Raw genomic sequence first — 10,874 nt, forward strand, 5'->3', positions numbered from 1 at the left:
GAAAGCCAGGCTCCATCGCCTCCTGACAGTTGAAGCTGGGCGAAATCGCGGACCCTGCACATGGCTAATTACCCGAACTCACCCCAGGCAATTACTCGTGCAGACGCAACTCAAAACTTGCGGCTCAAGTACGACGAGCCTGCCAGTCCGAAGCGCCACTCGAGATCGACAGCCTTGGAGATGCCGACCCGGTGTCCCGTTAAGATGGAGCTGGTTCTTGCTCCTGACGGCAGCTTGAACTGGAACGGAAGCTCGTCCAATGGCAGCCCGTCATAAGATGCATCGACAGCAAGCGCCTGGCAAAGGCGACCGGGTCCCGAACAAAGAAGTCGAAGGTCATCAACGCCGCGATTGGCCCGCATCAGGTCGAGCTTTGATTGCGGTTCGATCGCGCGCACAAGGACAGCACTACCGGGAAGACAGACGGCATTCAGGCACCAATGCAGACCATAGGACCGATAGACGTATGCGCTCCCTGGGGCGCCGAACATTGCGGAGTTTCGCGAAGTCCGACCACAAAAACTGTGTGAGGCTGGGTCATTGGCGTGATAGGCTTCCGTTTCGACGACGATCCCGCCCACGCCGTGCACAAGAAGCGTGGCGCCAATCATATCGCGAGCGACAACGCAGGCGTCCCGGGCAAAGAACTGGCGGTTCGTGATCAACGCCTGCACCAGATCTCGACCGCGCCGAAACATGGGGCGAACAAGAACATTCCCGCTCCGGCTGCAAAAGGCCAATCCACCAAGGCCAAACTCGCGATCATCAGCATCGCGGCGCTTCCTGCTGAACTCCGATAGCTCTGATCGCCTATAATGAGGGTCGATTGGCTATTCAACAGCGCCTAGCCCAAGCGGTCGAAGTGATTGGAAGGTTGAAGTTCGTTGCCGGCGTAGAAAAGAGAGACCCGGAAGACCGTGCCCGCTGCCGCGCTTGCGATGCCGCGATGCGTTAGGTGGCCGGAGAAAATCCTCGTGCGCTGCTCGGGAGCAATACCACGAAGGAACGTGACAGGCTCTGCGATCGTTGAAGACTTTTGATCGAGCCATATCATGCCATCGACCTCGATAAGAAAAATGGCCTACGATCCCGACAGCAGAATCCTCTCGGTGTGGTTCGTCGCCAGCGGCAAACGATACGAATTTGAGGAAGTGCCGCCGGAGACCTTCGCCGCGTTCAACGCCGCCTTTGCGAAAGGCCGCTATTTCAACGAGCACATCCGGAATCACTTCCGGTACCGTCAGGTTGCGGCCGGCAAGGATGCGGGATGACGGCAAGCTGTTGATACATTCCAACTGCCGGTTGGTGGACGCAGCGCAGCCGGCGCGCGTAGGATTTTCTTACGATCCCCGCCCACCCTGTGCAAACGACTGATCGCCCGCCGTGCCGAAGGGTGCGGCGGGCTTTTTTGTTGTCTTGGGGGAACACGATCTGCCGACAATCGTTCGGGTCGCCAACAAAGCGCCGTACCGTCAGATCGAGGACAGGCAATGCGTGAAAGGCAAACATTTACCCATAAAGAAAAACACGACAGACAGGAGCGCACGTCGGATGCTGCACGGGCATTAACAGACATTGAGCGCATCGCACGAGATGCAAAGACCGCTCGGCTGCGGGAGCAACGACTTAAAGCCGAGACTGCTCTTCCTGCTGCATCGGCACCGAAACCGAAGAGGAATTGGAAGACCAAGAAGTCGTAGTAGGCACGCTGCACCTGGCGCCCTCCAATCAGCCGCGGTCCTCTCCGCAGGCCGCGTGGTTCAATCGAATCGACGGCCGATGTGCAAAGGTCGAGCGTGGAATAGCTGTACGGTTTGATGGTGCGGGATTTTAGCCGGTTGATTAGTTGCTCAGCGTATCGTCTGCGGCAATGCGATCCAACAGCTTACGGGATGCCAGTATTAGGCGGCGGGTATCGTTTATCGTCTGGCGAAGATCATCGATATCTGCTCGCGCGCGACTCTCATTCAATCGAGCCGCTTCTATTTCAAAATTGTCCCATGCGGATAGCATGTGGATGCCCCTAAGCGTCCGGCGGCTTCAGCCGGCTTTTCAGTAGCCGAGCTTCCCGAAGTAGTGATGCCCGATCGGTGCCGATCAACTCGATCAGCTCGCGCGCCTGAGCTTCCGTTATTCCAGCTTCCTTGGCGAGGAACTGCGCCTGAAAATCCGTCATTCGGTCGCGGTCGGACTTTTCTTCCTCGCCCATGGTGAACCTTTTCAGCCCTTGGATTGAACCGGAACGCCGGCGGGAGGGTTTTGTTGCGATCAATGGCTAAACCTTCCAGGCATTTTTCGCTTTCTCTGGAACACATGCTTGAGATGAAAGTTCGGAAAGTGCAGCAATTGTTCCCTCCCAATGAACGGCTGCAGATCGGCCCGATGCACCGATCGGCCCGCGTCCCTTCCTCGTGGGGCGCGGGCTTTATCGCTCGCACGGAACACCAGGCGCATGCGTTTCGCCGGCATGAAGCAACTGCTCAGCGAAATGGCCGCTTTTGCAGATCCAGGCTTTTGGGTCACGCTCCTACGGTTGTTCTGGTTCCCCCATGCCTCGCCGTCGCACTGCCTGTCTTTCAACGGTTGATTGTTGTCGTTTCGCGGGCAGCATGGAACCGACGGGCAGAAAGCGTCTGGCGCTATTTTCAAGACTCTCCGCGCCCATCGGCGTAATGTGTTCTCATCGGCGATACACATCACGGGCATCGATGGCTGTGAGCGACCACCGCGCTTCCGCCCCAATGGGAGGAAAGGCATATGGTCAGCCTTAAGACTGCAAAGAGTGGCATTGCCTTTCCTAGTGACCTGACTTTGTTGAAGCAGGTCTTTGATCGTGTTCGCGTTGAGGAAGGTATTCCCGTTGGTAGCGAGCAGGCGGAGCGCCTGAGCGTGATCGCAATGGAACTTTTCTCAGATGGCGAATTTGACGAGGCAGTTCTTTACGAACGCCTTCGACTATATGCCCGATTGTAGCGCGGAAAGAAAAGCACATGACTTCCCACCATCAGGACGTCATGACGAGCCTTGTCGCTCGGTATGAAACGCTTGTGTCGATCCAGGACAGGATCGCCTGGCTTCCGAAGTGGACGAAGGGCTTCTAGAGCGCCTGTTCGTATCGCTCGGTAAGGCCCGCATCGCCTTGATCCGCGAGGTCGGCTAAAAGCCCGGTCTTCGTTCACTGCACAATTACCAGCGGCTGGTACTCCGGCTCCGCATGGTTCAACCGCGATGTCGAGGTTCATCTTTGGCGGGTGTCGGCGAGACGGCATTTACCTCAAGCGGTTCGATCACCAGGGACAGGCTAAGCCTCAGAACCTTTCTGCCACTCTCGTCCCTGATATCCATGATGAGTTGCTGCCCATCGGGACCTTTCAGTTCGTCCTTTGCCAGCTCGGTCAATCCTTCGACGGCTGCATTGCGCGCTGCCTCAATCCCCTCGCACTCCAGACCCGTGTTGTCTTCCACGAGATGCTGGCGATCGCCGCTATCAAAGAAATATCTTGGCATATCGGCTTCCGTCATCAGAATGCCACGTCGGGGTCGTTCAGGTGCAGGTAAGTCGGATCGAATTCCCCTGCCTGAACCAAACCCGGCCAATCGAGAGCACGCAACTTTGTACCTGACGTGGCGATCAGCCCGTCACCTCGCAGCGCCTGAAGCGTGCGGTTCACGTGAACCGGGGACAAACCCACCGCATCACCCAGTGCTGCCTGGGTGATCGGTAGATCCGCGACGTGGTCCTCAATGCGTCCTGCAAACCGCAACCGCACAATGAGTTCGCATAGCATGTGGGCCGTGCGAGCGTAGGCGTCCCGTCTGCCTACGTTGGTGACCCATTCACGGTAGATCGCAGCGTCAATCAGGGTCGATCGCCAGAACGAGGTTGCAACACGCGGGCGTTGTTCGCAAATCGAGCGAAGAGCGCTGTGGCGGATTAAGCCCAATCTGCCCGGCGTCATGCTCGAGAAGCTGCAATCTATGACTGCCAGATGTATGCCGTGCAGATCCGGGAGATCGCCTGCGACAAAGAAGCTGGTGATCTGCCGCTTTCCCGCACCAGTGTGCTTGTATGAACATACCACGCCGTCCAAGACGATAAAGGAGTTGGTTGGTCGATCGCCTTCTAAGAGGACATCCCTGTTAGCCGGAACATCCTTCTCCTGAATCGTGAGGCCTCCTAAGGCCGCGGCGTCATCATCGCTGATGTCAGCGACGCGACGCAGCTTGCGGATGAGCACGTCCGAGGAGAAAGCTGGACACAAGGACTTAGTTACCTCCATGGGCGTTACCTGCCGAACTTGCATTCGCCGCAGATGTTCCACGCTGCTGATGCGGATAAGAGGTGGACACGCCCGGGATGAAGCTGCGCATCAAGCATCTCCGCGGCGATCACAGCCACATACGCCACGCATCGCTGCTGGGTTTCAGCAACGAACAGGCCGGTCTATTGGTTTACCGGAAGCGGCTGGTGCTCCGGCTCCGCATGGTGAAGCACCTGGCCGAGATCGCGCATGTCGAACTTCTGTCCGCATAAGGGGCAATGCTCGAAATGCTCCGCCTCGGGCTTGATTGGCCGGTCGTGATCCTTGCCCGTGTAGCCCGTACCTTCGTTGTTGGTCCGATATCTCACTTACCCTCCCGCAGCGCCCTCGCGGCTTTTGTCAGGGCTGACCGATCATTGCCGTTCTTTTTGATCAGCTTGCTCACCTGGCTCGGCGAGATTCCATTCTCTCGCGCGAAATGTTCTATCTCGTAGTACTCGTCGATCGACAAACGATTCTGGTTGTCTTCCATTTCCGTATTCCTACCCGGGTTCAAGCAAACGGCACGTTGAAAGGACCCTAGCAACGACTGCCTGCAGCCGCGGTTCCGAGCGGCGATACGTCTTTGCCTGTTTTGCGAACAGATAAGACTTAGGTCCGGTGGAGAATCGGACCGAATCCCCTCATGGGGCTGGCTTCGCCGTGCACAGGAACCGAAACGTTCAAATTTTATTGAGTGGGGTCTGTTGCGTTGGAGTTTGCATGGTCGATCGGCTCGAGTTCATTCCGCCGATGGAACCCAAGCTTGTCGCCAAGCCGCCCGGTGGCGAGGACTGGATTCACGAGATCAAGCTCGACGGCTACCGCTCCCAGATCGTCATCAACAGCCCCGAGGATATCTGCGTCTTCACCAAAACCGGTGCGGACTGGACGAACAAATATGCAGGGCTCGTCGAAGCCGCGCGGGAGCTCGAGGTCGGGAACGCGATCATCGACGGTGAAGCGGTCGTCACCAATGAGGCTGGGCTGCCGGATTTCGCCGCGCGCAGAAAGCCGTCCACAGCGATCCCTATTCAATGTATCTCGGCGCCTCCGACATCCTGCACCTCAACGGTCACGATCTGCGTGACATCGGCTGCAAGGCGCGCCGCGAAATCCTCTACGGCATCATCAAGCCAAACAGCCGGATCCAGTTCAGCGAGGCCATGCCCGGCGACGCGGAGGCGATCTTCTATCTCGCCGACCAGGCCGGCCTCGAGGGGATCGTCTCGAAGCGCGCCGACAGCAAATATCGCAGCGGCCCGACGACGAACTGGCTGAAGATAAAGAGCTGGACGGTTGACGAGTTCGAACTAATGGGAGTCGAGCGCGAGCCGGGCAAGGCGGCGTTCGCGCTTCTGGCGGAACCCGGCACCGGGAAATATGTCGGATCGGCGTTCATCACCTTGGGCCGCGACGTGAAGGAACGGCTGTGGAAGCGGGTGCAGGAACACGCCGGACCGCCGCCCGAGGCCATGAAGAAACGGTCTGCTACGCAGTGGGTCGGGCCTGGCGTCAAGCTGCGCATCAAGCATCTGCGCGGCGATGCCATGCGTCGCTGCTGGGTTTTGGTGACGAGGAGTAGCGTCGTTTGGCACGGCCTTACATGGGAAAGCTGCAGGGCTGACCAGAGACTCCATCAGTGTGGAACATTCCCTCTGTCCGCATGTTGGTTTGTGAGCGCGTCGTGCGCTTAAGACAGGAGAAAGAATATGAAACGAATCCTTTTAGCCTCGGCCGTGTTGGCGCTTTCCGCCGGGCTTTCCTTTGCCCAGACGACGAGCGGTACTTCGGGCGGAACCTCCACGACCACGACTACGACCACGCCCAGCACCGATCAGGGAACCAATTCCACAACCACTACAACCGATCAGGGAACTGACACCACCACCACCAGCGGCACGAACCCGAACTCGGCCAAGGATTGCGCGCCTGGCCAGCAGACCGGCAGCGCGCAGGATGCCGCACCTGGTCAGCAGGACACGGACGCCAAGACCGCCGCCCCCGGGCAAATGAAGAAGACCACCGAAGATTGCTGATTGGATATTCCACAATTAGCGGCTTCTAGCGCCCGCGCTCCTCCTCCGAGCGCGGGCCGACCGGGTCGCCTAGACAGGTGCGCACGATCGCAAGCTGCGCCTGGACCTAATCCAATCACATGTTGGCAAGCAAGTTAGTGCGCTAATCTGCGCTCCTTGAGCGTCGACGAGACCTGACGGCTTCCAGCAATTTGCCCTCATCGGTACTAATGTTTCGAAAAACCGCGACAATCGTCACAGCCAAGACTTCCGCATCCCGGCTAAAAGGATCGATCTGCTCATCTGCGCAAACCTGATCAAAGACGCGTTCACAAACAGCCAGATCCTGAGGGCTGAGGCAGGTGCGATTGAAACGCGGCCGCGGCATTTGCTAGCCTTCGAGCCCGCTGCATTGCAAATAGAGCGGGCGTTCAGCCAGACCGAGCACACTGACAGTCCGGCCTCGCGCAAGAACGCCGGTCGTTGAGTGTTTGTTCCCGGCTGGGGACAAAGCTTTGGAACGATCGCTCTGTGGCGGCGTTGCGACGGCAGTAAAACTATGCTGACCAACGGAGACAGACATGACAGAGCCCAAGGAACGTCTGGTGCAGTGGCTTCGCGACGCTCACGCCATGGAAGAACAGGCTGAGACCATTTTGAGCGGCCAAATCGAGCGTCTGGAAAACTATCCCGAGATTCACGACCGGATGAACACGCATCTCGAAGAAACGAGGCAACAGGCGAAACGTCTCGAACAATGCCTCGACCGGATTGGCGACGGATCTTCGACGCTGAAGGATGCCGGCGGTAAGCTAATCGCAATCGGGCAGAACATCAGCGGCATTTTTGCAGGCGACGAGGTGATGAAAGGATCGCTGGCCAGCTACACGTTCGAGCATATGGAAATCGCCAGCTATAAAATGCTCATTGCCGCAGCCGGCGAGGTCGGCGATTCCGAAACCCAAAGCGCGTGCAAAGAGAACCTGCGCGAAGAAGAGGCGATGGCTGATTGGCTAGAAAACAGACTCGGCACGGTCACCACCGAGTTCCTCCGACGCGACGAGCGGGATTCTGACACGGCGCAACGGTGACATAGGCGGACAATTGCCGTCTACAGAAAAAACTCGCCTTCGGCACGGTGCTCGAAACAGAACCAGTGGGATGGCTGCCGCGGTTTACGGAAAGCCCTTCCGGCATTCTTGCCGCAGCCGGGATGCTCCCAGCAATGGCGCTGAATGCGACATGGCAACCAATCGTTTGGGGGCGCCTGGGTTTATTCGGACAGTGTTGCCGCCCTCGCCGCTAACTACTTGGCGAGCGAGAGCCCCATGGAGACGCAAGTCTGGTGAAGTCCCCGATATCGCGGAGGAGCTTCCTGCTGGCCGCTGCGGCGGGACCGGCATTCGCGCCCATGCAAGCCAGTCTCGCCGAGGATGCGGGTATGACGAACAAGATTGTGCTTCTTGGAGATTCGGTTTTTGACAATGGTGCCTACGTGACCGGCGGAGCAGATGTACTGGCCCATTTGGTGCGCCAGCTTCCGATCGGGTGGTCGGCCGACCTGCTTGCCGTTGACGGCAGCGTGATGGCAGGGGTGCGCCAGCAGCTGGACAGTGTGCCGGCTGACGCCACTCATCTGGTGGTCAGCATGGGAGGTAACGACGCGCTCGGCGTTTCCTCTGTTTTGGACGCTCCGTCTCGGTCCGTCGCCGCCGCCCTGCTAAGACTGGCCGAAATAAGAGAGCAGTTTTGCCTGGAGTATCGGTCGACACTGGATGCCGTTCTGGCCGTCAAGCTGCCCACCGCCGTTTGTACGATCTACGACGTCCGTTATCCGAACTCTGAGGAGAGGCGCATTGTGGTAACGGCCCTGTCGGTCCTCAATGACTGCATTACACGAGCAGCCGCTGGGCGCGGCGTTCCAGTGATCGACCTTCGCATTATCTGCGACAAGGACGCCGACTTTGCCAACGCCATCGAGCCTTCGGAACAGGGCGGCGGCAAAATCGCTGCAGCGATCGTTTCATTTCTTACCAAGCACGAATTCCGAAGCGGGCGCGCCGAACTGATCGTTCGCTAGAGAGCTGGAATTGGCTGCGCTACTGCGCCGCGTTAGGCCGTTAAGGTCAGCTTTGCCATCGCATGAAGCGGACATAGCCGGCGACACTCTGGAAGTTGCGGTTGCGCCAGAACATGCGTCCTGTAATCCACCCCCTAGCCAATCGCGATCTTCTCAACGTGCTTTCCTCACCTGTCCCAGGGCGGGTTTGTCGAGCATCTGATCAAACTCAACGACAAGGTCGAAGCCGGACAAAAGGTGGATATCCAGCGCAACAGCTTCGGCGAAGTGGTCGCTGAATATACAGGCAGCGTTGATCAAATGAGAGCGGGACGAGGTACTCCCGTTGGGTCACGCTGGCAGTGGGGTGTAAATCTGCTCGAACGAAAAGTCCGGATCGCGTTCGTTGTTGAACGCCGGGAGGAGCCACCTAGCTCAAGAGGAGCATGAATGAAAGAAACTCAGAAAGAGAGGAGCGGCGAAAGAGCCCGTCCAGCGCGACCCTAACGCTCCGATCGAAAACCGGCAACGAGCGCGGACGAGCCACCGACCCGGTTGTAAACACCCTGGATCCGCCGCCGATGGAACCCCCGAAAGAGCCCAAAGAATTGGCGAAGGCAAGCAACTCAGCCGAAACACAAGCCGTAACAGATCCCGCGGAACTGCTACAGCCTCGGAACCTCAGCTCCTCGACTAAGGTCGATCTACATTGCGGATGCGATTACGCTCAATGTCTTCTGCTGGGTATGGTTCCGCATAGGGATCAAAGCCGGTCCAGCCGCCAGCCTCGTATTCACTGCGACGTTCGGCGAGATCGATCGACCTGGACTGTTCAAGGATCCGTTCGGCATCTGGAACAAGCTGATCCTCGACCTTGGCCGTTACAAGAGCGCCGCCACGACGTACGCCTTCTGCATAAACATGGGCATCCGCTTCAGGTACGCCAGCATCTGTCATTACGCCGATAATTCCGCCCGTTGCTCCCCCTACAGCGGCACCGGCAACTGCCCCCGCTGCGGTAGCAGCGAGCCATCCGGCGGCAACTACTGGCCCGACGCCCGGAATGGCCATGATGCCTAACCCTGTGAGCAATCCTCCTGCGCCGCCGATTACTGCGCCTATTCCCGCGCCAGCCGTCGCATCTTCTGCAGCTTCCGAGCGATCACCGTCGTACCAACCCGTTGCATTGTTGGCGACGATGCTGATGTCCGGAGTTTGGAATGCCCATTGCTTCCAATTCACCCACGGCGTCGGCTGCGTCATCGTAATCGTCAAATAAACCCGTTACCGTTTTCATGGCTCAACTCCTGGTCTGTTCAGTTGGTGCTGGCAACGATGTTGCCTTGATAATCCAAACCTACCGCGGTGCTCTTTCCGTTCTTCATGGCCTGACCGCGCCAGATGCCTTGGTCGTCCTTTTTGAGGTCAGATACGTCAGAGAAGCCGGCATCCTGGATTCGGCTCCTGGCCTGATCTTCCGTGAAGCTGTTGGCACCGGGAACTAGCCCCCCGGTATTCGGGGTATCGGTTGTATTCACCGCGGGTGTGGTCGAACTCGTACTGGAAAGCCCGGCAGCCATTTTAGATGCAATGTCTTCTACCATTTGCTGATGCGCCTTAAGCGAGGGCACCGTGTCTTTCGCGAACGTCTTTAGGGCCGCATTGTCTCCGTCGTTTGCGTAGCTTTCGAACAGTTTGACGGCGTCGGCATGTGCTGTGCGCTGCATCTCAACATAGGACTCATCAACCGGCGCCTTGGCGGACTGAAGCTTCTCCAGATCCGTCTTGTGCTTGGCGTCCAGTTGCGTGGGAACCTTGAGCTTCTGGTCGGCAGCGACGCTCTCCAGCTTGGCGTTGGCCGCACCATGATCATCGATCATTTTCTGCGCGAATTGCTTGACCTGCTGGTCGTCAAGCTTGCTCAGAACACTCTGGCTTGATTCGACTTCGAACCTTCCACCGACAGCAGCTTTGTCGACGAAATCCTGTGCGCTGTCCGCGGCCAATGAGGGTACGGCGAAGGCGATAGCGGTGGCGGTAACTAGGCCGCCAAGAAGGTGTCGAATCTTCGGCTTTATCCTTGTTTGGTGATGCACGACTGTGGCTGGTCCACGACTATGCTACCGACCCAACAAGGCAGGACCCTCTTTGTTCCAGGGTGAGAATGCCCGAAGGCAAGTGTTTCGAGTGCCGGGCGAGCAAAAACGAGCAAAACCGCGCCTTGCGGGCGGCTGCAGCACGCCAGGACTTAGCCTGTCGCCTTTTCTTCCGAGCTCAGCCCGCCAAAGTCATCCAGGCGACTTCGCCCAACAGCTCGCCTATTCGGCGCGTTCCGCAGGCTCCCTGCTGAACACGCGCTTGGGACGTAGGCTCTGGCGGCGGTGCCGAGCGTATAGGCGGGATCGGGCGGCAGGTTCTGAATGGCGGCACCGATCCGTTCTCGGCGCACCTCGCCATACTCAATGGATTGCTTCATCACGCGCGACCCCATTGCAA

General features: G+C 58.2%; 15 protein-coding genes and 4 pseudogenes. 10 read left to right on the forward strand and 9 right to left on the reverse strand.

Annotated features, from left to right (window positions below):
- Positions 1–110: 110 nt before the first annotated feature.
- The gene (locus tag EOB36_RS06250; protein ID WP_245329963.1) at positions 111–611 is read right to left on the reverse strand and encodes a DNA-3-methyladenine glycosylase; all 501 of its coding nucleotides are present in this window, start codon (positions 609–611) and stop codon (positions 111–113) included.
- On the opposite strand from EOB36_RS06250, the gene EOB36_RS34905 reads away from it, so the two are divergent.
- The gene (locus EOB36_RS34905) at positions 546–800 is read left to right on the forward strand and encodes a hypothetical protein (RefSeq protein WP_245329964.1); all 255 of its coding nucleotides are present in this window, start codon (positions 546–548) and stop codon (positions 798–800) included. The genes EOB36_RS06250 and EOB36_RS34905 overlap by 66 nt on opposite strands.
- 44 nt (positions 801–844) lie before the next feature.
- Here EOB36_RS34905 and EOB36_RS06255 read toward each other — a convergent pair whose 3' ends face one another.
- Positions 845–1,054: a hypothetical protein gene (locus tag EOB36_RS06255; RefSeq protein ID WP_095486905.1), complete on the reverse strand. Its 210-nt coding sequence runs from the start codon at positions 1,052–1,054 to the stop codon at positions 845–847.
- Between EOB36_RS06255 and EOB36_RS06260 the strand changes: the two genes are divergently transcribed.
- Entirely contained in the window at positions 1,053–1,271 is a 219-nt protein-coding gene (locus EOB36_RS06260; protein ID WP_128284526.1) for a KTSC domain-containing protein, read from the forward strand. The genes EOB36_RS06255 and EOB36_RS06260 overlap by 2 nt on opposite strands.
- 752 nt (positions 1,272–2,023) lie before the next feature.
- Here the strand turns inward: EOB36_RS06260 and EOB36_RS06265 are convergent.
- On the reverse strand, positions 2,024–2,209 hold the full coding sequence (locus EOB36_RS06265; protein ID WP_095486901.1) for a hypothetical protein: 186 nt from the start codon (positions 2,207–2,209) through the stop codon (positions 2,024–2,026).
- 548 nt (positions 2,210–2,757) lie between these two features.
- On the opposite strand from EOB36_RS06265, the gene EOB36_RS06270 reads away from it, so the two are divergent.
- Positions 2,758–2,973, forward strand: coding sequence for a hypothetical protein (locus tag EOB36_RS06270; RefSeq protein WP_023803428.1), 216 nt, complete (start codon positions 2,758–2,760; stop codon positions 2,971–2,973).
- 246 nt (positions 2,974–3,219) lie between these two features.
- On the opposite strand, the gene EOB36_RS06275 is transcribed toward EOB36_RS06270, so the two are convergent.
- Together EOB36_RS06275 and EOB36_RS06280 are read right to left on the reverse strand one after the other, a co-directional pair.
- Complete coding sequence (locus EOB36_RS06275) at positions 3,220–3,522, reverse strand: hypothetical protein (protein ID WP_206072984.1); 303 nt, start codon at positions 3,520–3,522, stop codon at positions 3,220–3,222.
- Positions 3,522–4,280 carry a Crp/Fnr family transcriptional regulator gene (locus EOB36_RS06280; RefSeq protein ID WP_164759360.1) on the reverse strand — a complete coding sequence of 253 codons (759 nt, stop codon included), beginning with the start codon at positions 4,278–4,280 and terminating at the stop codon, positions 3,522–3,524. The genes EOB36_RS06275 and EOB36_RS06280 overlap by 1 nt, the downstream gene beginning before the upstream one ends.
- A gap of 77 nt (positions 4,281–4,357) precedes the next feature.
- On the opposite strand from EOB36_RS06280, the gene EOB36_RS34300 reads away from it, so the two are divergent.
- Positions 4,358–4,534, forward strand: a complete 177-nt coding sequence (locus EOB36_RS34300; protein ID WP_158302633.1) for a hypothetical protein — start codon at positions 4,358–4,360, stop codon at positions 4,532–4,534.
- Positions 4,535–4,626: 92 nt separating this feature from the next.
- Here EOB36_RS34300 and EOB36_RS06290 read toward each other — a convergent pair whose 3' ends face one another.
- Positions 4,627–4,794 (reverse strand): DUF3606 domain-containing protein, encoded by a 168-nt coding sequence (locus EOB36_RS06290; RefSeq protein ID WP_095486899.1) that lies wholly within the window; start codon positions 4,792–4,794, stop codon positions 4,627–4,629.
- 260 nt (positions 4,795–5,054) lie between these two features.
- Here EOB36_RS06290 and EOB36_RS35925 point away from each other — a divergent pair.
- From EOB36_RS35925 to EOB36_RS34910, 6 genes and pseudogenes are all read left to right on the forward strand, one after another.
- Positions 5,055–5,225, forward strand: a pseudogene (locus tag EOB36_RS35925) (ATP-dependent DNA ligase); the annotation flags it as partial.
- A gap of 113 nt (positions 5,226–5,338) precedes the next feature.
- Positions 5,339–5,998, forward strand: coding sequence for a hypothetical protein (locus tag EOB36_RS35930; protein WP_342587111.1), 660 nt, complete (start codon positions 5,339–5,341; stop codon positions 5,996–5,998).
- A gap of 15 nt (positions 5,999–6,013) precedes the next feature.
- Positions 6,014–6,340, forward strand: coding sequence for a hypothetical protein (locus tag EOB36_RS06300; RefSeq protein WP_127206584.1), 327 nt, complete (start codon positions 6,014–6,016; stop codon positions 6,338–6,340).
- Between the two features lie 560 nt (positions 6,341–6,900).
- Entirely contained in the window at positions 6,901–7,410 is a 510-nt protein-coding gene (locus EOB36_RS06305) for a DUF892 family protein (RefSeq protein ID WP_128284527.1), read from the forward strand.
- 350 nt (positions 7,411–7,760) lie between these two features.
- Positions 7,761–8,399: an SGNH/GDSL hydrolase family protein gene (locus EOB36_RS06310; protein ID WP_245329961.1), complete on the forward strand. Its 639-nt coding sequence runs from the start codon at positions 7,761–7,763 to the stop codon at positions 8,397–8,399.
- Between the two features lie 141 nt (positions 8,400–8,540).
- A pseudogene (locus EOB36_RS34910) lies at positions 8,541–8,684 on the forward strand (peptidase M14); the annotation flags it as partial.
- A 387-nt stretch (positions 8,685–9,071) separates the two neighbouring features.
- On the opposite strand, the pseudogene EOB36_RS06320 reads toward EOB36_RS34910, so the two are convergent.
- From EOB36_RS06320 to EOB36_RS34620, 3 genes and pseudogenes are all read right to left on the reverse strand, one after another.
- Positions 9,072–9,675, reverse strand: a pseudogene (locus EOB36_RS06320) (hypothetical protein).
- Positions 9,676–9,694: 19 nt separating this feature from the next.
- Positions 9,695–10,474, reverse strand: a complete 780-nt coding sequence (locus tag EOB36_RS06325) for a DUF4142 domain-containing protein (protein ID WP_245329960.1) — start codon at positions 10,472–10,474, stop codon at positions 9,695–9,697.
- A gap of 152 nt (positions 10,475–10,626) precedes the next feature.
- Positions 10,627–10,874 (reverse strand): annotated as a pseudogene (locus EOB36_RS34620) (hypothetical protein); the annotation flags it as partial.

Source organism: Mesorhizobium sp. M6A.T.Cr.TU.017.01.1.1 (genome assembly GCF_004023115.1).
Taxonomy (GTDB): Bacteria; Pseudomonadota; Alphaproteobacteria; order Rhizobiales; family Rhizobiaceae; genus Mesorhizobium; species Mesorhizobium mediterraneum.